Source organism: Uliginosibacterium paludis (assembly GCF_039631355.1).
Classification (GTDB): domain Bacteria; phylum Pseudomonadota; class Gammaproteobacteria; order Burkholderiales; family Rhodocyclaceae; genus Uliginosibacterium; species Uliginosibacterium paludis.
This window is the reverse complement of sequence record NZ_JBDIVF010000004.1, coordinates 184,275-208,842: the sequence shown is the minus strand read 5'-3', so window position 1 is coordinate 208,842 and position 24,568 is coordinate 184,275. Positions and strand designations below refer to the sequence as shown.

Annotated in this window: 26 protein-coding genes; 13 read left to right on the top strand and 13 right to left on the bottom strand. The window is 61.8% G+C overall.

Translation table 11 applies throughout. From position 1 onward, the window contains the following. Window positions 1–79: 79 nt before the first annotated feature. Window positions 80–520, bottom strand: a complete 441-nt coding sequence (fur, locus tag ABDB87_RS12995; protein ID WP_345927682.1) for a ferric iron uptake transcriptional regulator — start codon at window positions 518–520, stop codon at window positions 80–82. 135 nt (window positions 521–655) lie between these two features. Between fur and ABDB87_RS12990 the strand changes: the two genes are divergently transcribed. From ABDB87_RS12990 to motD, 3 genes are all read left to right on the top strand, one after another. Continuing rightward, on the top strand, window positions 656–1,072 hold the full coding sequence (locus ABDB87_RS12990; protein ID WP_345927680.1) for an outer membrane protein assembly factor BamE: 417 nt from the start codon (window positions 656–658) through the stop codon (window positions 1,070–1,072). A gap of 67 nt (window positions 1,073–1,139) precedes the next feature. Next, window positions 1,140–1,946: a 4-hydroxy-tetrahydrodipicolinate reductase gene (gene dapB / locus ABDB87_RS12985; RefSeq protein WP_345927678.1), complete on the top strand. Its 807-nt coding sequence runs from the start codon at window positions 1,140–1,142 to the stop codon at window positions 1,944–1,946. A gap of 120 nt (window positions 1,947–2,066) precedes the next feature. After that, window positions 2,067–2,969: a flagellar motor protein MotD gene (gene motD / locus ABDB87_RS12980; protein ID WP_345927676.1), complete on the top strand. Its 903-nt coding sequence runs from the start codon at window positions 2,067–2,069 to the stop codon at window positions 2,967–2,969. A gap of 3 nt (window positions 2,970–2,972) precedes the next feature. Here motD and ABDB87_RS12975 read toward each other — a convergent pair whose 3' ends face one another. From ABDB87_RS12975 to flgA, 3 genes are all read right to left on the bottom strand, one after another. Beyond that, window positions 2,973–3,452 (bottom strand): flagella synthesis protein FlgN, encoded by a 480-nt coding sequence (locus ABDB87_RS12975; RefSeq protein ID WP_345927674.1) that lies wholly within the window; start codon window positions 3,450–3,452, stop codon window positions 2,973–2,975. Then, on the bottom strand, window positions 3,449–3,754 hold the full coding sequence (flgM, locus tag ABDB87_RS12970) for a flagellar biosynthesis anti-sigma factor FlgM (protein WP_345927672.1): 306 nt from the start codon (window positions 3,752–3,754) through the stop codon (window positions 3,449–3,451). Before flgM ends, ABDB87_RS12975 begins: the two co-directional genes overlap by 4 nt. A 176-nt stretch (window positions 3,755–3,930) precedes the next feature. Then, the gene (gene flgA, locus ABDB87_RS12965; RefSeq protein WP_345927670.1) at window positions 3,931–4,614 is read right to left on the bottom strand and encodes a flagellar basal body P-ring formation chaperone FlgA; all 684 of its coding nucleotides are present in this window, start codon (window positions 4,612–4,614) and stop codon (window positions 3,931–3,933) included. 300 nt (window positions 4,615–4,914) lie between these two features. Between flgA and flgB the strand changes: the two genes are divergently transcribed. The 10 genes from flgB (at window position 4,915) to ABDB87_RS12915 (ending at window position 12,737) form a co-directional block, all read left to right on the top strand. Continuing rightward, window positions 4,915–5,319, top strand: a complete 405-nt coding sequence (flgB, locus tag ABDB87_RS12960) for a flagellar basal body rod protein FlgB (protein WP_345927885.1) — start codon at window positions 4,915–4,917, stop codon at window positions 5,317–5,319. A 13-nt stretch (window positions 5,320–5,332) separates the two neighbouring features. Further along, a complete protein-coding gene (gene flgC / locus ABDB87_RS12955) occupies window positions 5,333–5,737 on the top strand; it encodes a flagellar basal body rod protein FlgC (protein ID WP_345927668.1) in 405 nt (134 codons plus the stop codon). Window positions 5,738–5,758: 21 nt separating this feature from the next. Next, window positions 5,759–6,448, top strand: coding sequence for a flagellar hook assembly protein FlgD (locus tag ABDB87_RS12950; RefSeq protein WP_345927666.1), 690 nt, complete (start codon window positions 5,759–5,761; stop codon window positions 6,446–6,448). 15 nt (window positions 6,449–6,463) lie between these two features. Continuing rightward, a complete protein-coding gene (gene flgE, locus ABDB87_RS12945) occupies window positions 6,464–7,690 on the top strand; it encodes a flagellar hook protein FlgE (protein ID WP_345927664.1) in 1,227 nt (408 codons plus the stop codon). A 28-nt stretch (window positions 7,691–7,718) separates the two neighbouring features. After that, the gene (gene flgF / locus ABDB87_RS12940; RefSeq protein WP_345927662.1) at window positions 7,719–8,456 is read left to right on the top strand and encodes a flagellar basal-body rod protein FlgF; all 738 of its coding nucleotides are present in this window, start codon (window positions 7,719–7,721) and stop codon (window positions 8,454–8,456) included. Between the two features lie 89 nt (window positions 8,457–8,545). After that, window positions 8,546–9,328 (top strand): flagellar basal-body rod protein FlgG, encoded by a 783-nt coding sequence (gene flgG / locus ABDB87_RS12935; RefSeq protein ID WP_345927659.1) that lies wholly within the window; start codon window positions 8,546–8,548, stop codon window positions 9,326–9,328. Between the two features lie 18 nt (window positions 9,329–9,346). After that, entirely contained in the window at window positions 9,347–10,018 is a 672-nt protein-coding gene (locus tag ABDB87_RS12930; RefSeq protein ID WP_385918986.1) for a flagellar basal body L-ring protein FlgH, read from the top strand. A gap of 64 nt (window positions 10,019–10,082) precedes the next feature. Continuing rightward, a complete protein-coding gene (locus tag ABDB87_RS12925; RefSeq protein WP_345927881.1) occupies window positions 10,083–11,162 on the top strand; it encodes a flagellar basal body P-ring protein FlgI in 1,080 nt (359 codons plus the stop codon). Window positions 11,163–11,172: 10 nt separating this feature from the next. Next, window positions 11,173–12,066, top strand: a complete 894-nt coding sequence (gene flgJ / locus ABDB87_RS12920; RefSeq protein WP_345927657.1) for a flagellar assembly peptidoglycan hydrolase FlgJ — start codon at window positions 11,173–11,175, stop codon at window positions 12,064–12,066. Window positions 12,067–12,125: 59 nt separating this feature from the next. Next, the gene (locus tag ABDB87_RS12915; RefSeq protein WP_345927655.1) at window positions 12,126–12,737 is read left to right on the top strand and encodes a DUF2238 domain-containing protein; all 612 of its coding nucleotides are present in this window, start codon (window positions 12,126–12,128) and stop codon (window positions 12,735–12,737) included. 84 nt (window positions 12,738–12,821) lie between these two features. Here ABDB87_RS12915 and ABDB87_RS12910 read toward each other — a convergent pair whose 3' ends face one another. The 9 genes from ABDB87_RS12910 to ABDB87_RS12870 form a co-directional block, all read right to left on the bottom strand. Next, a complete protein-coding gene (locus tag ABDB87_RS12910) occupies window positions 12,822–14,207 on the bottom strand; it encodes a T6SS phospholipase effector Tle1-like catalytic domain-containing protein (protein WP_345927653.1) in 1,386 nt (461 codons plus the stop codon). A gap of 2 nt (window positions 14,208–14,209) precedes the next feature. After that, window positions 14,210–14,740 (bottom strand): hypothetical protein, encoded by a 531-nt coding sequence (locus tag ABDB87_RS12905; RefSeq protein WP_345927651.1) that lies wholly within the window; start codon window positions 14,738–14,740, stop codon window positions 14,210–14,212. Window positions 14,741–14,768: 28 nt separating this feature from the next. Continuing rightward, window positions 14,769–15,767 carry a DUF4123 domain-containing protein gene (locus ABDB87_RS12900; RefSeq protein ID WP_345927649.1) on the bottom strand — a complete coding sequence of 333 codons (999 nt, stop codon included), beginning with the start codon at window positions 15,765–15,767 and terminating at the stop codon, window positions 14,769–14,771. Continuing rightward, window positions 15,718–16,797 (bottom strand): DUF2345 domain-containing protein, encoded by a 1,080-nt coding sequence (locus ABDB87_RS12895; protein WP_345927647.1) that lies wholly within the window; start codon window positions 16,795–16,797, stop codon window positions 15,718–15,720. Before ABDB87_RS12895 ends, ABDB87_RS12900 begins: the two co-directional genes overlap by 50 nt. 163 nt (window positions 16,798–16,960) lie before the next feature. Further along, window positions 16,961–19,243, bottom strand: coding sequence for a T6SS phospholipase effector Tle1-like catalytic domain-containing protein (locus tag ABDB87_RS12890; RefSeq protein WP_345927644.1), 2,283 nt, complete (start codon window positions 19,241–19,243; stop codon window positions 16,961–16,963). An 89-nt stretch (window positions 19,244–19,332) separates the two neighbouring features. Continuing rightward, window positions 19,333–20,070 (bottom strand): DUF3304 domain-containing protein, encoded by a 738-nt coding sequence (locus ABDB87_RS12885; RefSeq protein WP_345927642.1) that lies wholly within the window; start codon window positions 20,068–20,070, stop codon window positions 19,333–19,335. Further along, the gene (locus ABDB87_RS12880) at window positions 20,067–20,876 is read right to left on the bottom strand and encodes a DUF4123 domain-containing protein (protein ID WP_345927640.1); all 810 of its coding nucleotides are present in this window, start codon (window positions 20,874–20,876) and stop codon (window positions 20,067–20,069) included. Before ABDB87_RS12880 ends, ABDB87_RS12885 begins: the two co-directional genes overlap by 4 nt. Window positions 20,877–20,879: 3 nt before the next feature. After that, window positions 20,880–23,846, bottom strand: coding sequence for a type VI secretion system Vgr family protein (locus ABDB87_RS12875; RefSeq protein ID WP_345927638.1), 2,967 nt, complete (start codon window positions 23,844–23,846; stop codon window positions 20,880–20,882). Then, entirely contained in the window at window positions 23,843–24,565 is a 723-nt protein-coding gene (locus ABDB87_RS12870) for a hypothetical protein (protein WP_345927637.1), read from the bottom strand. The genes ABDB87_RS12875 and ABDB87_RS12870 overlap by 4 nt, the downstream gene beginning before the upstream one ends. Window positions 24,566–24,568 lie beyond the last annotated feature (3 nt).

Here is a 24,568-nt window from a genome sequence, read left to right as displayed (position 1 = left end):
ATGGTGGCAGGGAGCGGGAGGTTGTCCGGAACCAGGGCGTTCCGGGAAAAGGCCGGACCCTCCGGCCGTGCGGAAATGTTCAGGACTTCTTGCGCGCTGCCTTGTTGGGACATTCAGGCTTGACGCACTCGGCGTAGAGATACATCGCGTGCTCGCGGATGTGAAATCCTTTTTCCTTGGCGATGGCGTTTTGCCGCGCTTCAATCTCGGGGTCGTAAAATTCCTCCACTTTGCCGCAATCGAGGCAAACCATGTGGTCGTGGTGATCGCCCTTGTCGAGCTCGAAAACGGCCTTGCCGGATTCGAAATGGTGGCGCTGCAGCAGCCCGGCCTGTTCGAACTGGGTGAGCACCCTGTAGATCGTGGCAAGGCCGACATCCAGCTCTTCCGCCAGCAGCAGACGGTAGACGTCCTCTGCGGAAAGGTGGCGTTCCGTTGAGCGCTGGAACAGGTCAAGGATCTTCATGCGAGGCAGCGTCGCCTTGAGTCCCGATTCCTTGAGGCTATTGGGTGGGGGCATCACGGTCTCCGGTAGGTGAGGGCCGTATGATATAGTCCAGCGCCTGTTCTTGGAATCTGGAAGGACGGGCCAGCCTGAAGGGGCGCCTGTCAGACCCTCCTGTTCCGTCCTTCGATGTCACGAGAGATTTTCCGCATGTTCCTGCGTTCCGGATTGGTGCTTGTTGCTGCCACTTTGCTGGCGGCCTGTTCCTCGAGTGCTGTGACCAGCGTGGTCAGGCCCTATCAGATCGAGGTCAGGCAGGGGAACGCGCTGACCCAGGAGATGGTGTCGAAACTCTCCCCGGGCATGAGCCGCGAGCAGGTCAGGTTCGTGATGGGTTCGCCGATGCTTGTGAGCATCTTTCACAAGGACCGCTGGGATTACGTCTATCAGGTCTCCGGCAATCGCAAGCCTCTGGAGCGTCGCTCCATCACGCTGTTCTTCGAGGGTGACAAGCTTGCCCGCGTCGAGGGCGACGTGATTCCGGCCAATGGCGTGCAGGAGAGCGCGCCGACGGCGCCGCGCGTGATCGATATCACCGGCCCGGCCGTGCCGCCTGTGACCCCCTGATTTTCCGGGGGCGCCCCGGAGCGGCTCCCCTGTCAATTCGTTCTGCTTCCATCTTCCGAGGTTTTTCATGACGGTAAAGGTCGCGATTGCCGGAGCTTCCGGCCGCATGGGTCGCATGCTCATCGAAGCTGCGCTGCAAACGCCCGGCGTGTCGTTTGTCGCTGCGCTGGATCGTCCGGACAGCGCCTTCCTCGGGCGTGATGCCGGCGAAATGGTCACGGGCAACGCCTGCGGCGTGCCGGTGTCCTGCGATATCGAGGCGGCGCTGGAGGCGGCGGATTGTCTGATCGACTTTACCCGGCCCGAAGGCACGTTGGCCCACCTTGATGTCGCGCGTCGCGTGAAATGCGCCATGGTGATCGGGACAACCGGTTTCAAGCCCGAGGAAAAGGCCCTGATTGGCGCGATAGCGGCTGAAATTCCGGTCATGCTCGCGCCGAACATGGCGGTCGGTGTGAATGCCGTGTTCAAGCTGCTCGACGTGGCTGCCCGAATCCTGGCTTCCGGCTATGACGTGGAAGTGTTCGAGGCTCATCATCGCTTCAAGGTGGATGCGCCTTCCGGAACCGCGCTGCGCATGGGCGAAGTGATTGCCGACGCATTGGGCCGCGATCTCAAGGAATGTGCGGTGTATGGGCGCGAAGGTGTCACCGGTGAGCGCAAACCCGAAACCATCGGCTTCGCCACGGTTCGTGGCGGAGACGTGATCGGTGACCACACGGTGATGTTCTGCGGGCTGGGCGAGCGCGTCGAGATTTCGCACAAGGCCAGCAGCCGGATGCCCTACGCTACCGGCGCGCTGCGTGCGGCGGTTTTCCTGCAGGGGCGCCCCAATGGGGTGTATGACATGCAGGACGTACTTGGTCTCAAATGAGTTTCCACGCATTGAATTGACAAGGGCCGGCAGAACCGGCCCTTTTTCATGCTCAAGTCTGCGGCCTTGCAGGCCGTTGATGTCCGGGAGTCAATCTGCTTTGTTGTCACCGGAGAACCCATGGCCCGCCGACGCCAGGAAGAAGAGCATGAAAATCACGAGCGCTGGCTGGTGTCCTATGCGGACTTCATCACGCTGCTGTTCGCCTTCTTCGTGGTGATGTATGCCATCAGCTCGGTGAACGAAGGCAAGTACCGGGTGCTTTCGAACTCGATCGTGCATGCGTTTCGCAGCGCAACCAATCAGGACGGCATGAGCATGGTGCCGCAGCCCCAGGTACTCAGTGCGCCGGTGGCGCCCGTCGTTTCACGCAGTGCCAGCCCCGATGCGCAGGCTGAAGCCCGCAGGGCTGCATTCCGCCAGAAGATGCGTGACATGGCTGACGACGTCAAACGGGTGCTGGATCCGCTGGTACGAGGTGGGCAGGTCAGGGTGACCGAAGGCGTGAATGGCATTTCCATCGAAATCAATGCCAGTGCCCTGTTCAGTCCGGCAGAAGCGCAGCTGGGGCCCGAGGCGGTCCGGGCCCTGCAGGCCGTGGCCGAGGTCATTGCCAAGGGCGAGTTCCCGGTCAAGGTGGAGGGGCATACTGACAATCTGCCGATCAAGACTGCCATTTTTCCCTCCAACTGGGAGCTGTCCGCCGTGCGGGCATCGTCCGTGGTCCGGCTTTTCGTCGCCAGTGGCGTGGCTGCCGACAGGCTGACCGCTGCCGGCTATGGCGACCAGCGCCCGGTGGCGGACAATGCTTCGGCGGACGGTCGCGCCCGGAATCGGCGTGTCACGATCCAGATCGAGTCGATGGCGCCAGATGTGGCTGAAGCGCCTTCCACGACAGAAGTACTGGAGAGCGGGCAGCCGGAGGGCGTACGCAAGCTGGAAAATGCGGATGGCGCCCTGGGGACGCCGGAAAACACCCGGCTGGTGGCGCCGCAACAGTCTTCCCCGGCTGGGGGCAACTGAAGATCAGTAGCTGCCGAGCAGGCGGGAGCCCGGGCGGGTTCTGGCGCTGCCGTCGCGCCCATAAACGGTGGGCTGGTCGGAATGTGCCATCAGGATGGCGAGTGCCTGATGATTGCTGGCAAGCCTGTCGGTAAGCAGGCGGCCGTTGTCTTCGTTGAGCTGGCGGGCGCTGGCCACAACGGTGAGGTAAGTTTGCCAGACAGGCGTTTCGGGCGAGCCCAGCAAGGCTTCCACGCCGGCGCGATCATTGGTCAAGCCAGCCTGGGTCAGCAGGACAGAGCGGGCGTGAGCCGATTGCTGCAGCAGGCGCGCGTAATGTGCCTTCTTTTCGGACAGCGCGAAAAGCGGCTCGACGTCGCGCTGGGTCAATATCCGGCGTTCCTCTTCCAGCACGGTGACGAATTCCCTTACATGCTGCGTTTCGGCAACAAGCTGTGTCGTCAGGCGCTGGCGCAGGGCCGCGGAATTGACTGGCGTATTCACGCTGTCCTGGGTTGTGCGGAAAGCATCTGACGAACGCTGTCGATCAGTCCGTCTGCGACTTTTTCGGGATTGACCTTGAATTGCCCCTGGGCAATGGCGTTCTTGATTTCATCTACCTTGCCGCTATCGACCACCGGGGTGTTTTCGACGGCTGATTCGAGCTTTTGCAGATTGCTGGCGAATGCAGACAGCTGAACCTTGGATTCGCTGGGCGCACTGGTGCTTGTCGAGGCCTCTCGCGCAACGCGGGCCTTGGAATCACTGACGGATCCCGACGATTTGAGTGAATTATCGATTTTCACGGCGTTTCCCTTTGCTCTGGACGTGCATGGCTGGCGCGAAGGATTCCGGACCCGGAGCATTTCGCGTTGACACAGCAGTCATATCGGAGTCGGTCAGTGAAACTTTAGGTTTTTTTATGGACCAAGACAAGCGCGGCAAGGCCCTTTCGGCTTTGCGGCATGGGGCTTTCGCACCTTCAGGGGCGAACGTCGACCCGGCCGTCTTCGGTTGCCAGGCCCGTGATGATGCGGCCGCTTTCGAGCTTCACCCGTACGGCCTGACCGGGCGCGGCGCTGCCGATGGCCACTCCTTCATTGCTGACGGAGAGTGAGCCGTCAACAAGCTCGATCCGCACGGACTGCCCGGCCTCGATGACGTTCTCCTGCCGCAGCAGGCTTTTCAGGATCGGGCGTCCGGGCGCGATGGCTGCACGGCTGATCCGCCCGCGGGCTGAGGCGGGGTCAAGAATCAGATCCGGCGGGTAGCTGCCCAGATCAGCTTCGAGTGAGGTCAGATCATCTGCGCCCAGAAGCTGACCGCTCGGGATGTGGCGGGCGGCAACGACGGCGACGCCATCGATCCGGACTCTTGCCTGGATGTAGAGCGACTGCGAGGGGCCGTCGCTGCAGCGGGCTCCCAGCGACACCTGTCCCCAGAAGCGCGCGCGCTCGGGCAGGAAAATCTGCCATTGCTTGCAGGCGGTGATCCTGGGGCTCTCGGGAACGCGCGGCAGGTCCAGCGTTGCCTTGCCCGGCAAGCCGGCGGCTTGCGCGCTGGCAAAGCTCCGCAAAGCCGGCTCGAGTGCTCCGGCAGCCCTGGTTGGGCCGGGCAACGCGGCCAGCAGGAGCGAAATCAGAAAGGCGAGGGCGGCGGGTTTCATCCTGTGCGGTGGTTCGGGTCCGGTCTTCATTAAACCGCGACCCGAGGCGCATGCATGGCGGGAACAGTCGCCGACTTGCCGCTCATTTCCGGCCTCCGGTGCCTTGCCGGCAAAGTTTGCCGAAACGGGCCTGTCTGCCGCCGGGAAAGGCGGGAGTTTTGCCGCTTTATCGCGCGCTGCCGCCTCAAAGCCCCGTCGTACGATGCTGGCACAGAAGCTGCAATGAGACTGTCGCCAGACCAGCAAGTCCATGTGGGGAGCGACGGAATGTTTGAAGAGATCATGAACGGAGTGGAGCAAATGAACGTCCAGCTCGATAACGCCCTGCGCTTTCACCAGACCGCACTCAACCTTCGCGCCGAACGCCAGGAGCTGCTTGCGGGCAATATCGCCAACGCGGACACCCCGGGCTACAAGGCGCGCGACATGAATTTCGGCTCGGCGCTGGGCAGTGCCCTGCAGGGACGCGGAACGGCTCCTGTCGCCCTGTCGACCACTGCCGCGCGGCACATTGCAGCCAGTGCGCCGGGCTCGTCAGCCCAGTTGCTGTACCGCACCGAGCAGCAGTCGAGCGTGGATGGCAACACGGTGAACATGGATGTCGAGCGCGCGGCGTTTGCCGAGAACTCGGTCCAGTATGAAGCCAGCATCACTTTCATCAACGGCCTGTTGCGGACGATGCAGCAGGCAGTTTCCGGCCAGTAAGCGGGAGGCTGCCATGAGCATGTTCAATGTATTCAATATCGCGGGCTCGGCGCTTAACGCGCAGTCAATGCGCCTCAATACCACCGCGAGCAACCTGGCCAACGTGGAGAGTGCGCTGGGTGCGGACGGTAAGCCCTACAAGGCCAAGCAGGTCGTTTTTCAGGCCGTCCAGATGGGAACGGCTGGCCAGGGTGTGCAGGTGAAGCAGGTGGTCGAGAGCGCGGCGCCCGGGCGCATGGTCTACGACCCGAAGAGCCCGCTGGCCGACGAAAAGGGCTACGTCACCATGTCCAACGTGGATGCGGTCGAGGAGATGGTGAATATGGTGTCTGCCTCCCGCGCCTATCAGACTAATGCCGAAGTCATGAACACAGCCAGAACCCTGATGCAGAAAACCCTTGCATTGGGTCAATCGTAGTAAAGCAACCGGAGCAAGACCATGGCCGTTACCAGCGCAACTTCCAGCAGCGCGCAGCAGATCCTGTCGTCACTGAATGGCACGACCTCTTCAGGTTCGACTTCGTCGTCCAGCACCAAGGTCGATGAGCAGCAGTCGCGATTCCTCAAGCTGCTGACCACGCAGCTGAAGAATCAGGATCCGCTCAATCCGATGGATAACGCTGAAACGACCTCACAGCTCGCTCAGATCAGCACGGTGGACGGTATCGAGCGCTTGAACTCGACCCTGTCTTCCCTGATGGCAAACATGCAGTCCTCCGATGCGTTGCAGGCTGCCGCACTGGTGGGGCGCGCGGTACTGGTGCCGGGCTCCGGAATGCTGGTAGCCGATGGCATGGGCGTTGGTGGCGTGCAGCTCGACAAGGCGGCCTCTGCCGTGAGCGTCACCATCACCGATGCCAATGGCCTGGAGGTCAAGCGAATCGATCTGGGCAAGCTGGAAGCCGGAACGCATGAGTTCGCCTGGGATGGCAAGAACGACGCCGGCACCAAGGTGGCCGACGGCTCTTACAAGATGAAAGTGACCGCCACCAATGGTGACACCAAGGTGACGGCCAGCACGCTCGAGCTCGCCACGGTCAATAGCGTGGTGACGGGGGGCAGTGAGGTCCAGGTGGATGTCGGTTCGCTTGGGCGTGTTTCGATGGGCGACATCAAGCTTATTCTGTAATTCCGGGAGCAGATCATGGCATTCCAGCAAGGACTCAGTGGCCTCAACGCAGCCTCCAAGGCACTTGATGTCATCAGCAACAACGTTTCCAACGCCAACAACGTCGGTTTCAAGCTCTCCGGTACGCAGTTTTCGGACGTCTACGCCACGGCGCTCAACGGCGCTTCTGCCGGTATCCAGATCGGGATCGGTACGGCCGTCGGAAAAGTGTCGCAGGTGTTCAACCAGGGCAACATCACACCGACCAACAATCCGCTTGACGTGGCCATCAACGGCAACGGCTTCTTCCGCGTCGAGAGCAATGGCGTGGTGGCCTACTCGCGCAATGGCCAGTTCCAGGTGGACAAGAACGGCAACATCATCAACTCGAACGGGTACAAGCTCACCGGCTACCCGGCGGATGCGCAGGGCGCCATCCTGCCCGCCAGCCCGAGCGCGATCTACATCGACACGTCTGACCTGATGCCGGTGCAGACCACCGTCATCGACATGGGGCTCAACCTCGATTCGCGCTCGACGACGCCGGCCAATGCCTGGGTGACCGGCGCCACGACGCCGGACACCAGCACCTACAACTCATCCACCTCGGTCACGGTGTACGACAGCCTCGGCAACTCGCACATCATGAGCCTGTATTTCCGCGCCGGCGGAGCAGGCAGCTGGAACATGTATACCCAGCTTGACGGAGGGGCGACCAGCGCCACGCCGACCCCGGTTACTTTCGACACCTCAGGCCAGCTGACCAGCACCATGCCGCTCACGGTGGCCGGCCTCACCGTCAGCACCGGCGCGGTCAGCCCCTTCAGCGTGAGTCTTGACCTCACCGGCAGCACGCAATACGGCAGCGCGTTCGGTATCAACCGGCAGACGCAGGACGGCTACGCCTCGGGCCGCCTTTCCGGTATCACGATCGGAACGGACGGCATCATCCAGGGGCGCTACAGCAACGGCCAGACCCGCAACCTTGGCCAGATCGTGCTTGCGAACTTCGCCAATCCGCAAGGGCTCACCTCCCTGGGCAACAACCTCTGGGGCGAGTCGCCTTCCTCCGGCCAGCCGCTGGTGGGCGCGCCGGGCACTGGCAGCCTGGGGGATCTCATGGCAGGTGCCGTGGAAGAGTCGAACGTCGACCTCACCGCAGAACTGGTCAGCATGATCACGCAGCAGCGCAACTACCAGGCCAACGCGCAGTCGATCAAGACGCAGGATCAGATCATGCAGACGCTGGTTAATCTGCGCTGATGCGCAATCGTAGAAACCGGAGGCCGGCATGGACAAGCTGATCTACACCGCGATGACCGGGGCCAAGGCCACCATGGGCCAGCAGGCCGCGGTGGCCAACAATCTGGCCAATGTGTCGACAACCGGTTTTCGCGCCGAACTGCATCGCCTGCGCGCGGTGCCGGTCCAGTCCGAAGCCTTGCCGACGCGTGCCTTCGTGGTCGATTCCACCACCGGCAGCGATTTCACGTCCGGCCCGATGAGTCAGACTGGGCGCTCGCTGGACGCCGCCATCAACGGCTCCGGCTGGTTTGCCGTGAGCCTGCCGGACGGTTCCGAAGCCTACACCCGCTCCGGCTGTTTCAAGCTCGATGAAAACGGCATATTGCGAACGCAGGGTGGGCTCGAAGTGGTCGGGGATTCCGGCCAGATCTCGATTCCGCCGGATAACTCGGTCGAAATCGGTGGTGATGGCACGATCACCGCGACGCCCCTGACCGGGGCAGCGACCGCAACGCCGGTGGCCCGGCTCAAGCTGGTCAATCCACCCGAGGCCGATCTGGTCCGCGGTGGCGACGGTCTTTACCGGCTGGCCAGTGGCGAGCAGGCACAGGCGGACGAGACGGTGCGCGTGGGCGGTGGCTATCTCGAAGGCAGCAATGTGAATCTGGCCGAGCAGATGGTCAGCATGATTTCGCTCTCGCGCCAGTACGAGACGCAGATGCGTCTGCTCTCGAATGCCCAGGAAAACGATCGGTCAGCCACGCAGGTACTGACTGCGCGCTGAGGCCGCAGGAATGCAGGATGTTTGTTGTCCTAATCGCAGGACTGGTCACGGGGTGAGCGAAATATCCTGAGGGCCTGGAGGATGGAATCATGATCAGAGCTTTGTGGGTGGCAAGAACCGGTCTCGATGCACAGCAAACGCATCTGGATGTCATATCGAACAACCTCGCCAATGTGAGTACCAACGGCTTCAAGCGGGCGAGGGCGGTGTTCGAGGATCTGCTCTATCAGACCGTTCGCCAGCCGGGTGCGCAGAGTTCGCAGACCACGCAGATTCCCTCCGGCCTGCAGATCGGTACCGGTGTACGGCCGGTAGCGTCAGAGCGGATCCAGACCCAAGGAAACCTCCAGCAGACCGGCAACTCGCTCGACATGGCGATCCAGGGTTCGGGCTTCTTCCAGGTCCAGCTGCCTGATGGCACGACGGCCTATACGCGTGACGGCTCCTTCCAGCGCGATTCTCAGGGCCAGCTGGTGACTTCCAGCGGCTATGTCGTGCAGCCCGCGATCACGATTCCGTCCGACGCGCTTTCGATCACCGTCGGCAAGGATGGCACGGTGAGCGTCAGCCAGCCCGGGCAGGTGGCTGCCACCCAGATCGGTACGATCCAGGTGGCCAACTTCGTCAATCCGGGCGGCCTGCTTTCGACCGGTGAAAACCTGTTTCTCGAGACGCCTTCGAGCGGCGCGCCGACGGTCAGCACGCCGGGCACCAACGGCACCGGCGTGATCAACCAGAACTATGTCGAGACCTCGAACGTGAATGTGGCTGAAGAGCTCGTCAGCATGATCGAGGCACAGCGCGCCTACGAACTCAATTCGCGGGTGGTGACGACGGCTGACCAGATGCTGTCCAAGCTCACCAATCTGTAAGCGGTGGGGAGGTGTGTCATGACTGAATGCAGAAGGCTGATTTCCGCCGCAGCGTTTGTCCTGCTGCTATCCGCCTGCAGCATGCTGCAGCAAACGACATCCGTTCACCAGCCCATGACCGCCCGGCCCATGCCCGCGCGCGCCATGACAGATGGTGGCGGCTCGATCTTCAACAGCCAGTCGCGCTCGCTGTTCGAAGACCGCCGCGCCCGCTACGTGGGTGACACGATTACCGTCAATCTGGTCGAGAAGACGGCTGCGACCAAGTCTTCGAATGCTTCGGCAGAGCGTGCCAGCACGACCGATGTCGGAACCCCCGTGATCAGCGGATTGCCGGGCAAGTTCCTCAACAAGGTCGGCGTGACGGCGGATGACACGACGACCTTCTCCGGCAAGGGCGGGGCAGCCGCCAACAACACCTTCACCGGTACGGTGACGGTGACGGTGATCGACGTATATGCCAATGGCAATCTTCTGGTTTCCGGCGAGAAGCAGGTGGCCATCAACCAGGGGCAGGAATTCATCCGCTTCTCGGGTGTGGTGAATCCCTCCAACGTGACCGGATCGAACACCGTGCAATCGACCCAGGTGGCCGATGCGCGCGTGGAATACAAGGCGTCCGGCTATATCGACGAGGCCCAGACCATGGGTTGGCTGCAACGCTTCTTCCTGAACGTGATGCCGTTCTGAACAGCGTGAAACCAGGCAGGAACACATCATGAAGCCGCTTCTCCAGACCACCTTCCGGGTTCTCATGCTGGCACTCCTGCTGGGCGTATCAGGCCACGCAGGGGCCGAACGCATCAAGGATCTCGCAAGCATCACCGGCGTTCGCAACAACCAGCTCGTCGGCTATGGCATTGTCGTAGGGCTCGATGGTACGGGTGACCAGACCTCCCAGGCGCCCTTCACCACCCAGAGTCTCATCAACATGCTCGGCAATCTCGGCGTCACGATTCCGCCCGGCACCTCCCTGCAACTGAAGAATGTGGCGGCGGTCATGGTGACGATGCAACTGCCTCCCTTTGCGCAGCCTGGGCAGCAGTTTGACGTGACGGTCTCCAGCATGGCCAACGCGAAAAGCCTCAAGGGGGGCACGCTGCTGCTGACCCCGCTCAAGGGCGCGGATGGGCAGGTCTACGCCATTGCCCAGGGCAACATGATCGTCGGGGGCGCCGGCGGGCAGGCAGGTGGCGCGCGGGTAACAGTCAATCATCTGTCTGCCGGGCGCATTCCCGGCGGCGCAACGGTGGAGCGTTCCGTCCAGACCATGCTCGGCGGCGCAGAAGGTGTGCAGTTTGAGTTGCACCAGGCCGATTTCGGCACCGCTCGCAGGGTGGTGGATGCGATCAACCGCGATCTGGGTGAGCAGGCGGCGGTGGCGCTCGACGGACGCCGCATCCAGATCCAGGCGCCGGATACGCCGAACGAGCGGGTGGCATTCCTGGGGCGAATCGAAAACATCGAGGTCAGCCCGATTACCGGAGCAGCGAAAGTGATCGTGAATTCGCGCACCGGTTCCATCGTCATGAACCAGGCGGTGACGCTGGCGGAATGCGCGATTGCACATGGCAATCTGACTGTCTCCGTCAACACCGAAACACAGATCAGTCAGCCCAACGCCCTCTCGCAGGGGCAGACCGCCGCGACGCAGACCGGAACGGTCGGTATCACCCAGGATCAGGCCAGCCTGATGCGCTTCAAGCCGGGCGTTACGCTGACCGAGGTCGTCAAGGCCCTCAACTCGGTTGGCGCCACGCCGATGGACCTGGTCAACATTCTTCAGGCCATGAAAACAGCCGGCGCATTGCGGGCCGAGCTGGAGGTGATCTGAGGACACTGGCATGAACGTGCAGCAGCCCAACGCGCTCGATCCGAACAGCCTTGCCGACATCAAGCGGCTCAGCCGTGAGAACTCGCCCGAAGCCAACAAGGCGGTCGCCAAGCAGTTCGAAGCCATGTTCATGCAAATCGTCATGAAGAGCATGCGCGACTCGGTGCCGGATGACGGCATCTTCGGCAGCGAGAGCACGAAGTTCTATCAGAGTCTGGCTGACCAGCAACTCGTGATGCAGATGGCGCAGAAGGGCGGGCTCGGGTTGGCCGAGGTGATCGAGCGTCAGCTCAATGGCAGCGCCTCTGCGCGCCCGCCCATCTATGATCTGAAGGGGCCGCCACCGGCTGCCGATAATGGGGCCCGTGCTGTATCGCAGACCTCGGCTGCAGCCGCGGCTCCCCGGCTCGGCGCACCCTACAGCGCCTCTGCGCAGGACTTCGTTTCCCGCGCCTGGCCGGAGGCAAGCCAAGCGGCCGCTAGCCTCGGCGTGCCGCCGCATTTCCTGGTGGCACAGGCCGCACTCGAAACCGGCTGGGGCAAGTCCATCATCCGGAATGCGGATGGCAGTTCGAGCTACAACCTTTTCAACATCAAGGCAGGCGCCGGCTGGCAAGGTGCTGTGGCCGAAGCCCGCACCACCGAGTACGAAAACGGTCAGCCCGTCAGCAAGGTGGAGCGTTTCCGCGCGTATGGCTCTTACGCTGAAGCGTTCGAAGACTATGCAAGGCTCATCGGCAATGCGCCGCGCTATGCCGCCGTTAAGGGGCAGCAGGATGCCGTCGGCTTCGCACGCGCACTTCAGCAGGGCGGCTATGCAACGGATCCGGCCTACGCCGACAAACTTGCCCGCATCATCAATGGCGATACGCTGAGGGCAGGGCTTCTGGCTTCCGCTCGCTGAACGGATACGCTTTGGGCATGTCCGGCTACACTGCAGCTTTTTCCGCACAGGTGTCTGCCATGTCCAAAGCCTTCAACGCGCTTCATGTCACGCTTGCGCTGATCGTGTTCGTCGCGCTGCTGATCTCCGGCATTCAGCCCTTTGATCGCACCACATGGTGGCTGGAGGTTGCGCCGGTCTTCATTGCAGCCACCATCCTGGCCACGACAGGCCGCCGTTTCCCCTTGACGGACCTGCTCTACACACTGATCGCGCTTCACGCGCTGGTGCTCATCCTCGGCGGCGCCTACAGCTATGCGCGCGTACCGCTCGGCTTCTGGTTGCAGGACGCCTTCGATCTGGCGCGCAACCCCTACGACCGCATCGGTCACTTCATGCAGGGATTCGTCCCCGCCATGGTCGCCCGCGAAATCCTGATTCGTGGCAAGCATGTTGCCGGCCGCAAGATGACCGCCTTCCTCTGCATCGCCATCGCCCTTGCCATCAGCGCCTGCTACGAACTCATCGAATGGGCTGCCGCCGTCATCCTCGGGCAGGGCGCCGACGAGTTCCTCGGCACGCAAGGCGATCAATGGGACATGTTCATGGCCCTCATCGGCGCCAGCTGCGCGCTGGCGTTGCTGGGGCGGTGGCATGACAGGGTGATGCAAACAGTTCTGCCACAGCGCTGAAGAGGTGATTGTTGGCGAGGCGACGAAGTCGTGCGTGGGATGAAGTCCAAGAAGCAGGTTTCGATGCCGCTTTCGTTAGCGTTTTCAGGTTGGGCTATGAATGGAGCGTAGCGTGTAATAGTCGGCGCCAGAGAGGTCCTTCTGCGCCGTGCCACCCGAAAGAGAGAAGTGTTCGAAGGAGTCATGCACGTAGGTCGAGAAGAAATGTCGCGCGGCTGGAGCAAGGGCGGTCGTATCGGCAGGCACTGACGCAGCACCCCGCCCGGCAGGCGTGCGCGCGAGATTGTTCAGTAAAAAGGCCATGGTCTGGAGCGCCTTCCGATTGTTGGCATCTGGCTGTGCCTTGAGCTTGATCTGAGTGTCGGCATGTGCCAAGCCGGAGTCAATCCAACTCCAGTACTGCTGCATATGAGCCTGCATGTGGCTGCGCATGTCGCCCTTGGGCTGGACTATCTCAAGATAGGCGCCCAAGTCTGACCGCATCTTATCCGGAATGCCGAACGAAGGCTCGAACTGTAAAGCCCAGCGTTCAGAGGCTTGCATCTCTCCGAGAGACATCATTTTGAGGCCCGCTCCACGAGCTTCGTCGAGCATTTGCAGCAAGGCCGTGCGCGCCAAGGTATTGGGGCGTCCCTGCTCCAGCAGGGAATAGCCGCCACCTACGTCCGCATGGGCGCCGGGATAGACCACATGACGTGTCGCACCGTCGCCTTCGGTGAGCGGAAAGGCGTGGCGCAATTCGTGCGCCGCCACGAAATGGCTGCAACGTTCCACCCAGGACGGAATCGAGGTTTTGATAAGGTCCTGCATCTTGTTGGCAGCCGCCCAGCCGACGGACTCCACAGTATCGAAAAGCCCCAGAAACTTCACATTCAGCGGGGTGCCGTCGTAGCTCAGTTTGCCGTTTGTTGTGCTGACCTTGCTGTGCCCAGCGACCCAGTTTACAAAGGCCCGCGCCTCGGTGGCTCCGCGCGAGAAGCCAAATGCGGCGAGATTGATTTCGTCGAGGCGTCGGGTAGTCTGAAAACGATCGATTTCGGCGAAGAAATCGACGGCTGCCTTTTCAAGACGCTCGGTTATGCCGTTGGCAAAGCCGAGGCCGAGCGCACTTTCTCCTTTTTCTTCATAGCCGATGTCCTCGATTTCGCGGATATCTCCCCGTCCGTATGACACGCGGCGTTTCTCGTAACGATCCTGAAATTGAAAAGGGGTTCCAAGCCCTTCGTAGTACCGGCGTATGACCCCGGCTTTGACAGTGTCGATGTGCGCGTCAAAAAGAGCAGCAACGTTCGAGTGAGAGCGCGGAAAGTCGCGTTCGCGGTTGTTGCCTGTACCGTCAAAGAACGCGCTATACCACAGCGTAACGTGGCAGACAGGGCACGCTGGGGAGTCGCTTTTGCGCGTTTTTTCGCGCGCACGCTTCACCATGTTTTCAACCGATTTCATTTTGGGTGCGATGGCGCCGGTCATGATCACTTCACTCCGTCCGCACGCTCCAGTGGGCTCAATGTCCAGATATTTTCTGGCCCATCTTCGACTTCGCGTTTGAGCTGGAGTTCGGCAATACGCGCGTCGAGCAGATCTTTGCGCGGCCAGGTCATCGGGCCTATCGAAACCACGACCCTCCTGCCGGGCAGGATGTGGAGGATGGCGCTAGAGGCCAGATCGGGCCACCATTTCTCTACCGTTGCATTGACTATCGCGACTTCGCCTTTTGCTGTTGTTAGCGTTACTTCTGACCTAGTCGCGCCCAATGGCATTGCGATACAACACATTCCGCCTCCGCCTGTAACGTCTCCGACCTTAACTCGGTCTGTCCCGGTTCCAACGGTTTTTCCATTCAGTTTCACCAGTACAAAAGTTTCCTGCGAGTAGTTGTACACCACACCGGTCATGCCGCCGATCATTTTCGGGTCTGCGTGCGCACATCCCACTACTAGCCATGCAATCAGCGTGAGCAAGGCGTTGCGGGGCACGCGTAAGGGAAAAGTTGCAAATGACATTCCTGGCTTCCTTGTTTGCATCGTTCTGTCAAAGTGTATTCAGCAGCTTGTCCGTGACATCCCATTGTTCAGCGGGGATCTTGTCGAGGTACTCGCCGAACCGGCGCGAACCTGCGCGTGTGGCGGCCAGCGCTTTGGCGAAGGGCTCAATCTTTTCGAAGCCGTCAGGCAACTGCAGGCTTAGCGCGCAATAGAGCGCGAGATCATCGGTCTGGCTGAGCCCTTGGCCGCGGCCGCGCGCAAGGCGCTCCCTGACCAAAGTTCGCCGACCGCAGGCTCGGAGCCCATGCAGCAGGCTACTGTCGATTTCATCTATCTGCTCAGCCACCGTCCACGGTAGCAATGCTTCATTTAGCGCGGCGAGCATGTTGCGATCGATGGAGAAAGTCTTGTTAGTGGTCTGGCGCGTTGAGCCGACAGGGTGTTCTAGGCAGATGAGCTCACCGCAAGCGTCGCGTACCAGCCAACCCATGGCGGGTCCCAGGACCCGATTTGCACGACGCGTATCAAGAAGAGGCCAGAGTGCTGAAGTGACATGTACATCCTGAAAGCGGAACAAGGCTGCGCCACCATCGGGAAGCATGACTTCACGCAGAGCCTGCAAGTGCGTTGCCAGCATATCAAGTGTGCAGCCAGCCAGAATGAAGCTTGCCGACTCGTCGTTGATTGCGTGTGCGCATATTGCTTCGATTGCTGCTTCGTTGTCGGGGATTTCAATCAATCGTGGCCCATTGCGTGCCAGCTCTGATTCGGGCAAGTCCCCGTAGAGATTCACCCCGGCGGGTTCTTGGCCTAGTGACGAAGGGGGGAGTGCCCCGAGCGAGGTCGATTCCTTTGCATGCTTGAAATCTAGCAACACGAACTGGCGCAGCTTGGTTTGCTCACCCCGGGATTGCAGGCGCATTCGGATGTGAGTCAGCGCGTTGCGGAATTCTGCAGGATTTTGAATTTGAACAAGACTGTTTGGCCTCATGGTTTCAGCCCAGTTTGATGAATGCCGCATTGCGCGCGGCAGCAGCTTGAGCACAAGGCAGTGTCAGGTCGCCCTGGGTCCATATGGGGAGCGGAAGGCTGGCTTGCGCAGGCCCCCCAAAGCTTCTCTGACTAGCATGCACCGTCAGCACCCCCGGGCACTGCACGGTGATGTTCCCACCCTCAATCGTGATCGCCGATCCACCCGCCACTGCGAGGTGAATCTTCTTCGGCGAGGCCATATCGAGCTTGCCGGAGATGGAAATCATCTTCAGCTGCTCTTTGGATGCGAGCGTCATGGTGTCGGCCTGGGCTTGGGCGATGACCGGGCCGGTGGCTGCGATGGCTTTGAGATGGCCCTTGCCTTGTGCGCTGGAGAGGATGCCGAGCGACTGGCCGGTGTGGATGCGCAAGCTGGTGGCGAGCGCGAAGTTGCTGTCCTGACCGCTTGCCCAGTTGAGGGTTTCGCCGCTTGCCCATTGCAGGCTCTGGCCGGAGACGAAACCCATGCCGCCCCGCGCGGCGAGGGTGAGGAGCGGGTCTTCGCTGTGCGGGACCGCGCTGTCGCCTCCGGCGGATGATTGAGCGCTGAGTGCTGAGGGCTGAGTGTTGGCGCTGACCATGCCCTTGGCGGACTTGAGCATCGCGGGCAGGGGGGCGAGATCCGGTTTGAGTGTGCTCTTGCCGGAGCTGGTGGCGCCTTCGCTGGCGGCAACCTTTACCGTCTTGTGCGTGGCGGCGATCTGGCTGGTGTTCTTGAAGAGTTCGCTGGCCTGTTTGAGGAGTGCGGTCGGAGCCGTCGCGTCCCCCGCGGGTTCGCTGCTGGCCTGGTTGATCGAAGCCTTGAGCGGCCAGGTCGTCAGCATCAGGCCACGGCCTGCGCGCAGCGCTCCGTAAGCGTCGGTGCGCAATTCAAAACCGTCGCCACGGTGGCTGCCGCGATAGTTGTCCGCCTGATGGATGATGTGACCGAGGTTGAGCTGGGTGGCGGCCTGTGTGGTGGCGAGCTGGATGCGCTGCTGACCGTCGGTGTCGTCAAACTCTTGATAGCTGAAAATCCAGCGTGGGCGCGCATGAAAACTCAATCGGACCATCCTATTTCACCCATCACTCTGAGGAGCACGCCTGGTGCGGGCTTACTTACTCGCCTTGTCACAGACTCGTATCACGTGGCCCTTGATTCGATGAGTAAGGTCCAAACTTGTGAATGCAAATATCCTGCGGTAATGCTGCGGGCACCGCGCTCACTTATGGTGAGCTGATCTGCTGATAGTTCCTCGGGGTTTCGCAGCTGGCGGCCAGCTCGACACGCAGCTGGTTTATTCGTTGTTCCAGCTCTTTACTTCGCGAGCTGTAGGACGGAGCAATCGAGTTGATGACGATGCCGACCGATTTGTCGAGACCTTCCAGATACTGGGTGTAACCGGTCTGGATCAGCTGACGGCGCTGAGCCTGCACGTTGTCGAGATAAGTCTTGATCAGACGGTCCCGTTCGGTTTTCAGCCTGATGAGATCGGTTTCAGTTCGCTTCAGTTCCGCACGCCGAACTTCGATGTTCAGCACGCAGATATCGTATTGGCGTAGCTGCCATGCGTTCCGGCGACTATCTGCCACGCTATACACCGTGCGCCAGCGCAAGTAGCCCGCACCTATCGCGATTCCTTCCTGAGTGCTTTCGCCCCTGGCCTGCAGGGTGTCGCCGAGTTTTTCGTAGAGCGCGAGCTCGCGGTCGATGTCCCGCAGTCTCGCCTCCTGCGCACCTCGGCCGTGCGGATTGCTGGTTGGGTCGGCCAGTTGCTGCTGCAGTTCCCGCTGCTGTCTCTCGAGATTCGCCCGATAGCTGGCGCGCTTGCTCTCGCGAACATTGCCTTTGGCATCCTTGCCACCGCCAAACCATTCGTCATCGCTCTCGCCGCCCAGCTTGAACCAGGCGCGGGAGTCATGAACATAGAGATCGAACAGATCGATCAGCGCCTGATCGCTGCCGCCCTGCAAATGGGCGGTTTGCCAGATCCGGCGGGTTTCCGCAAAGCCCGGATCGTCGCCATTGGCGGCGTGCAGGGCTTGACGCTTGAGCCAGCCCAGATGCTCGGGCGAGAGCTCCAGCTTGAGCTGCTCATTGGCTTGCCAGATGTCATAGAAATCCTGGCGGGCAGCCGGCTCGCCAAGCCGAATGCTTTCCTGCAGCCCCGGCAGCCGATGCACGTCGTTCAGGCGGAATTTGCGCCAAGCGAGATAGTGGCCGTAATGGCGATGCATGATCGCCTCCAGCGGTTCTGGCGGCTGGGTTTCGGACGGGCAGAGGGTGCGTAGCGCCCCGGTGTTGCTGGCGGGATCCACGCGCCCGATGCGGGTCTTCTCGACGTAGGCATTGAAGCAGGCGCGCACCCGGTCGCTGATGGAAAACAGCTGAAAGGTGGGGGCCGGCATGGCTTCGGGAGTGGCTAAGGGCACCCCTGCCATGCGTGCTTCGCGGTACATCTGTGCGAGCGTGATCTGCGAGATCTTGTCGGCATCCGAGGCCACGCGGCCCTGATCCCACAGCCCGTAGCCGCCGCCCACATCCGAATGCACGCCGGGGTAGACGATCTCCTTGCAGTTCTCCGGAATGTGGCCGTTCTGGCCGACCGAATCGAGCGGAAAGCACATGCGCACTTCATGTGCCGACACCAGATGCACGCAGCGCCGCACGCATGCCGGGATCACCATGTTTTCCCCGTCCGCCCAAGCCATATGCCCGGCGGTGATTGAGCTTACATGCGCCACGCCGACCGAGGCCACGGTGTCGAACAGGCCCAGCATGTCGATCTGCAGTGGAATGCCGCCGATCCGCTCGCCGCAGGATCTGAGCAGCATGTTCGTGAAGGCACGCGCTTCTGCCGCGCCGCGTGAAAAACCGAATACGGACAAACGCAGCGCGCGGGTGTGCGGCTTGTTCGCAAGCCAGGGCGCGAGCACTTTCGCCAGCTCGCGATTGGCCTCGGCGAGAAAGGCGGGGAAGCCCATGGTCTTGATCAGGCCGAAGCTGGCAAGCTCGTAGAGCTGACCGCGCAACTGCACGATGGCCAGCCGGTTTGGCTCTTTCACATACGCGAATGGCGCGCGGGTGAACATGTAATGCACCTGGTTCAATAATTCCAGCAGCGCCCACTGGATCCGCGCCTCGCCAAGGGCCGCGAAGGCCAGGCCGCGCGTCTTGTCGCCCGCTACCGGGTTCGGCAATACCTTGTTCTCGTTCTCACCGGGGTCGGACACTTCCGGGCAGGCCGTCCCGACGCCGGGGACATAGATCTTGCGGTAGAAGGGAAAGTCGGCCGGCTTCACCTCATCGGACTTGAGTGGCAGATTGGGGCTGCCGCCATAGGTCGGCGCCGCCTCGGCCGGGCTGCCGATAAAGGCTTCGAAGAGGCGGGCGACATTGCTGGCCGAGTGTGTGGGCAGGTCGCGGTACTTGTTGTTGTTCGTGCCGTCGAAGAAAACGCCTAGATAGGCGTCGCGCTGGCAGCTCAGGAGCTGATCCTTCTTGCACACTGCGATTTTAGTATTTGAACTTTCGATGCTGTACTCAGCCGGCGTTAGTGTGAGTGGGGCTGGTCTACAGGCTTCTGCAAATCGAGCACTCATTTCGCGTACGCCCCCCAGAGAGTTTTCTTACAAAACGCCTCATCTTCATATTCATTCACGCATAGGTACATCGATGCCGAGCAATTTGTTAAAGCCTCGGGTGATTTTTGTTCTTGTGCCCATGTACAAAAACCTTTTGCGCTTACAGAGTCAAATCTCTTTGGTAATGCCGCCTTGCAAGGTTTTCGCCCATGCTGTGCAACGCAGTACTCCCACGGCGTTTGCCGGATTTTTCCGGGCCAGTCCGGGTGGCCGGGTTCGACGCGGGAGACGATCAGTTCGGGTTGCCGGTCGGGGCCGAAGACCACGTAGAGATTGCCCGGGCTCTGGTAGGCGGGGATTTCCAGTTCGCGTTCAAAGTGGCCTTGCAGATCGTGCTTGATGTAGTCATCCCAGGTGAGCAGCAGCTTCAGGCCCGGGCGCCACGCATCCGGTAGCTGGATGCAGCAATTGACGGAGCCGCCGGACGCCAGCGGCCACACGGCTCCGCCGCTGATGGTCTGCCCGTCTGAAACCGTGCGATCAACAACGGAGTAGCCGAAGTTGTGGTCGTGGTTGTAGTTGATGACGTCGACGTAAGCGGGGGTGCCAGTTTCTTTCGTGCTCTCGCTGGACGGCGGCTTGCACGCGGTGAGGATCAACGCGCTGCAGAGGGACATGCCGAGCAGGCGGACGACCGAGCCACGGGTTGCGGCGGTCGGGCATCGTCCTCTATTTGCTGCAATGCGTGTCATGCTGAAGTCTTTTCTTTTCGTGTTGCGGTGGAGGTCTTTTCCAACCAGCGAGACAGACACCACTCGGCCCGTTCCGAATCGTCTTCAATGCCTTGGGCGCTTGCGTCTTCGAGAGCCTTAAAAACGAAGTCTGCCTGTTCTGCCGGGTTGAGCTGCATGGAGAAGTCGCGATCAAGGTTGCGCAATTGCGCCATCATGAAGCAGGGGGCACAGGCTTCAAGCAGTGCATCGATCTGCTGGGCGTTGAATGTCAGCGGCAACGGGGCAGGGGATGCTGTGATCGATTGTTGGCAGATGTCCTGGAGTCGGCCACGATGATCCGTTACCCACCAGTGCTCGATATCCATCAGAAAGCTCGCGCGTTGGCTCGGCGTTAACCTCTGGATGATCGGCCCCAGCAGCAGAGGGTCTGTGTAACGTAGCAGGAAGTCCGCATCGGCTGTCTGGATGCGCAGCAGGGTTTTCAGATGCTGTGAAAGTGCTGCCAGCGAAAGCTTTGTTTGCAGATAGCTGATGATGGGTTTCTTGAGACACCCGTCGTCAATCAACCCGATCTGCCGTGACGAAAGCTCTTCTTTCTGTCCGATTTGAACAAGGAGCGGTGAGGCTGCTAACGCGGCTTCTGCGCAGGTGTGAGCAAACAGATCGTCCGACGCTTGTCCGGCAAGATGTCGGCGCAGGAGACTCCCGGAGTCCGGTAGCTGTCCCGCATCGATCAAGGCATAGAGCTGGCTTCTCGTGTTTGCAGTCTCAGAAAGGATGAGTTCGCTGTGTGCAGAAAAGGCGTAGGCGTATGAATTTTTCATGATTCAAGTCAGGGCGGCCAGCGGGCTGCCCGATTCCATGGCTTTCTTCAAACACTCGATGCAGATGCTGCTATTCGGGAACTGTGGCAACACTGCCTCCACTTTTCCCGGCCCCACAAAGCTCCTCTGACTCGCATGCACAGTCAGCATCCCCGGAGACTGTACCGTTATGTTCCCACCCTCAATCGTGATCGCCGATCCGCCCGCTACAGCAAGGTGGATCTTCTTTGCGGAGGCCATGTCCAGCTTGCCGGAGACGGAAATCATCTTCAGCTGCTCTTTGGATGCGAGCGTCATGGTGTCGGCCTGGGCTTGGGCGATGACCGGGCCGGTGGCTGCGATGGCTTTGAGATGGCCCTTGCCTTGTGCGCTGGAGAGGATGCCGAGCGACTGGCCGGTGTGGATGCGCAAGCTGGTGGCGAGCGCGAAGTTGCTGTCCTGACCGCTTGCCCAGTTGAGGGTTTCGCCGCTTGCCCATTGCAGGCTCTGGCCGGAGACGAAACCCATGCCGCCCCGCGCGGCGAGGGTGAGGAGCGGGTCTTCGCTGTGCGGGACCGCGCTGTCGCCTCCGGCGGATGATTGAGCGCTGAGTGCTGAGGGCTGAGTGTTGGCGCTGACCATGCCCTTGGCGGACTTGAGCATCGCGGGCAGGGGGGCGAGATCCGGTTTGAGTGTGCTCTTGCCGGAGCTGGTGGCGCCTTCGCTGGCGGCAACCTTTACCGTCTTGTGCGTGGCGGCGATCTGGCTGGTGTTCTTGAAGAGTTCGCTGGCCTGTTTGAGGAGTGCGGTCGGAGCCGTCGCGTCCCCCGCGGGTTCGCTGCTGGCCTGGTTGATCGAAGCCTTGAGCGGCCAGGTCGTCAGCATCAGGCCACGGCCCGCGCGCAGCGCTCCGTAAGCGTCGGAGCGCAATTCAAAACCGTCGCCACGGTGGCTGCCGCGATAGTTGTCCGCCTGATGGATGATGTGACCGAGATTGAGCTGGGTGGTGGCCTGTGTGGTGGCGAGCTGGATGCGCTGCTGTCCGTCGGTGTCGTCAAACACCAGTTGGTTATAGCCTGCGTGAGGCTGGTTGAACTCGGCGGACTTGAAACCTGACAAGGCCGCGCGGTTGCGCATCGGGCCGTAGGCCGAAGCCTCGCCGTGCCAGGCCGGGCTGTGACCGCCAGCGATGCGGTTACCCTGATGTGCGGGGGCGTGGTCCTTCGCGTTTGAGAAGGATGACTCAGGACTGCGTGCTGAGGTCTGAGTCGAGTCCAGTCCGCCCGGCGTGGCGGCGACGCCGTCTTCACCCGCGCCGTCATACAGGCTGCCCAGCACGATCGGGCGGTCGATGTCGTTCTCCAGAAAGCCCACCAGTACCGCCTGACCGATGCGGGGCACGAACTGGGCACCCAGACCTTTGCCGGCGTAGCGGCTCGCTACGCGCAACCATGCGCTCGACATCGAGCAGGCTTCGTTGCGCTCGGGGTTGGCTGCTTGCCAGTGAAACTGCACACGGATCCTGTGCAGCGCATCCGTATGGATTTCGCCGTCCGCCCCGGGATGTGTTTCGCCGTTCGCGCCGACAACGATCGCCGTCTGCGGACCCAGTGCAGTGGGGCGGGGATTGATCCGGATGCCGGTGTCATCGATGAGCGCGGGGCGCCAGGGAACGTACACGCGCTGAGCGGCGAAGTGGTTGGCGTAGCCGCGGCTGCGCGCCTGGCGAACGAGGGGAGCGGTATCCGTCGTGTTGCCGTTTTCCGCAGTCTGGATCAGCTGTTCGAGCACCCGGGCGGTGTCATCCAGGTCGCGGGGCAGGTTATTGATGCCGGCATGGCGCACTTCGGTGAGTAGGAAATGGCGCGAGTTCGCCGCACTGTCCGCTGCGCCGGTTTCCCCCCGCAAGCGGGATTCCAGATCCAGCGGACTGTTCGCCAGCACAAAACGGGCGCCTGCCGTGAAGGAGCGAACCGAGCTCGTTCCCGCAAACACCTTGTTGCGCGCTTCGATGGCTTCGCGGGCGATGCGCAGGGCATGGCGGGCGGCTGCTTCGTTGGCGAAGGCTCCGGCGCCGGGCGCGTCATAGTCTTCGATGTGTGGTGCATTGGCGCTGCCGAACTGCTGACTCGTCGGCAGGCTGGTGACCACATTGCGCTTTTGCGAGTAGTCCCATGACAATGTCGTGATGACGGCGGCTTGCAGCACGCGCCGGGCGCCCAGTGCGGTGATCGCGTCCTGCGCTTCCTGGGACGCGGCGCGGTGGAAGCGGATGCCTGTGCCACCGCTCGCGCTGGCCGAACTGGGGTCTTCGGGCAGCGCGTCGTTCTGCGAGAAAATCAGCAACTGGTGCAGGGGTGCTTGTCCCGGCTCCTCTGCGTCAGCCGGGATGAAGCAGTAGCCGAGTCCTTCTTCCGCCATCAGGCGGGAAATGAAGGCGTAGTCGCTCTCGCGGTATTGCACGCAGTAGCTGCGCTTGCCTTCATGCGGTGCTTCGCTCAGGAAGCGCTCGACGCCTTCTGCGAGTTGCCACGCGGCACGGGGGGCGTAGGCTGCGAAAACCGTCTCGACGATTTCGAGCACCGTCTTGTCCTGGAACACACGGCAGTCCGTACGCTGGGTCAGCAGCCACAGCCAGGGCACCAGGCTCACCTGATAGCGGGTCAGGGCACCATCCGCGCCGAGGCGGCGAGCCTGGGCGATGTAGCCGGAGCGGGCGTGAGCGCTTCCGTCTGCAAGCCGCACCGTAAAGCGCATCTGCCGGCCCAGCAGGCTTTCCAGCGAGAGGGAGGCCTGAGTCGACAACAGCAGCACTTCGTGTCGATACAGCGTTGAAAGCGCCTCGGTTCCGGCAAAGGCTTCGAATTCCAGGGGGGCTTCGACGCGGGACAGACCCTCTATCGACATGTCATAGAGTCGGGTGTCCGAGCGCAAGCCGGCGAGTGCGCTCAGCGCCTGACTGGCGAGCATTCCTGCAGCAGCCTGATTCATGGCGTGACCTCTCCGGCCGGTGTGGCTTCGGCGCGGGTTTTCTTGCTGTGGGAGACAAGCGCTTCGAGCAGGATGACGTCGGTATCCAGCGATTCTTTCGCGCGTGGCCGGGTTTTGCCAGCGGGCGGATTCTGGGCTGGCTTCTGGGGCGCTGCCAGGGTATGCAGCAGGCTCTTGTGCGCTTCGGGCCGGGCTGCGGGCTCCTGATCGTTTGCCGGTGACGCGGTGTGCGGAGCAGGGGCGGGGACCGTCACGGCCACCACGGCGTCTTCACTTGCAGGATGACTCTGTGCAGAGGGCGACTCGGTATTGGGGGGCGTAGCCGCCTCAGTCTGTTCCGTGGCCAGACGCTCGATACTTGCCGGCGCAGCGCTTTCTTCCGGCTTCGGATGCGGCGTTTGCGTTGCTTGAGCCGGTTCTGCTGTCGCCAGCGTCCGGGGGCGGCCGGCGTCGGCGGCAGTGGACGTATCCGGGGCCGGCGACGCCAGCATGAACCAGATCCCGCCGCTCAGGGCACAGATACCTGACAGGCAGGCCAGTGCAATCCAGAGCGGACGGCGGGAGCGGCGCGGTGCAGGGGCGGGGCGTGCGTCCAGCGAGGCGAGGACGCTGATCCGTTGTGTGCTGGCGGTTGAGTCCTTGTCCGGTGAGGCGAACAGATCGGGCCGGGTCGGACGCGCGGGGCCGGCGGTGGTATCAAGGCGGGTGGGCTGGTTCATCTC

Coding starts and splice junctions, on each gene's coding strand:
- ABDB87_RS12880 (WP_345927640.1), bottom strand. CDS start 20,876: ATGAAAAATTCATACGCCTACGCCTTTTCTGCACACAGCGAACTCATC.
- ABDB87_RS12950 (WP_345927666.1), top strand. CDS start 5,759: ATGGCCGTTACCAGCGCAACTTCCAGCAGCGCGCAGCAGATCCTGTCG.
- dapB (WP_345927678.1), top strand. CDS start 1,140: ATGACGGTAAAGGTCGCGATTGCCGGAGCTTCCGGCCGCATGGGTCGC.
- fur (WP_345927682.1), bottom strand. CDS start 520: ATGCCCCCACCCAATAGCCTCAAGGAATCGGGACTCAAGGCGACGCTG.
- ABDB87_RS12905 (WP_345927651.1), bottom strand. CDS start 14,740: ATGTCATTTGCAACTTTTCCCTTACGCGTGCCCCGCAACGCCTTGCTC.
- flgA (WP_345927670.1), bottom strand. CDS start 4,614: ATGAAACCCGCCGCCCTCGCCTTTCTGATTTCGCTCCTGCTGGCCGCG.
- ABDB87_RS12885 (WP_345927642.1), bottom strand. CDS start 20,070: ATGACACGCATTGCAGCAAATAGAGGACGATGCCCGACCGCCGCAACC.
- ABDB87_RS12870 (WP_345927637.1), bottom strand. CDS start 24,565: ATGAACCAGCCCACCCGCCTTGATACCACCGCCGGCCCCGCGCGTCCG.
- motD (WP_345927676.1), top strand. CDS start 2,067: ATGGCCCGCCGACGCCAGGAAGAAGAGCATGAAAATCACGAGCGCTGG.
- ABDB87_RS12875 (WP_345927638.1), bottom strand. CDS start 23,846: ATGAATCAGGCTGCTGCAGGAATGCTCGCCAGTCAGGCGCTGAGCGCA.
- flgJ (WP_345927657.1), top strand. CDS start 11,173: ATGAACGTGCAGCAGCCCAACGCGCTCGATCCGAACAGCCTTGCCGAC.
- flgB (WP_345927885.1), top strand. CDS start 4,915: ATGAACGTCCAGCTCGATAACGCCCTGCGCTTTCACCAGACCGCACTC.
- flgE (WP_345927664.1), top strand. CDS start 6,464: ATGGCATTCCAGCAAGGACTCAGTGGCCTCAACGCAGCCTCCAAGGCA.
- ABDB87_RS12930 (WP_385918986.1), top strand. CDS start 9,347: ATGACTGAATGCAGAAGGCTGATTTCCGCCGCAGCGTTTGTCCTGCTG.
- flgF (WP_345927662.1), top strand. CDS start 7,719: ATGGACAAGCTGATCTACACCGCGATGACCGGGGCCAAGGCCACCATG.
- ABDB87_RS12915 (WP_345927655.1), top strand. CDS start 12,126: ATGTCCAAAGCCTTCAACGCGCTTCATGTCACGCTTGCGCTGATCGTG.
- ABDB87_RS12925 (WP_345927881.1), top strand. CDS start 10,083: ATGCTGGCACTCCTGCTGGGCGTATCAGGCCACGCAGGGGCCGAACGC.
- flgC (WP_345927668.1), top strand. CDS start 5,333: ATGAGCATGTTCAATGTATTCAATATCGCGGGCTCGGCGCTTAACGCG.
- flgG (WP_345927659.1), top strand. CDS start 8,546: ATGATCAGAGCTTTGTGGGTGGCAAGAACCGGTCTCGATGCACAGCAA.
- ABDB87_RS12910 (WP_345927653.1), bottom strand. CDS start 14,207: ATGACCGGCGCCATCGCACCCAAAATGAAATCGGTTGAAAACATGGTG.
- ABDB87_RS12990 (WP_345927680.1), top strand. CDS start 656: ATGTTCCTGCGTTCCGGATTGGTGCTTGTTGCTGCCACTTTGCTGGCG.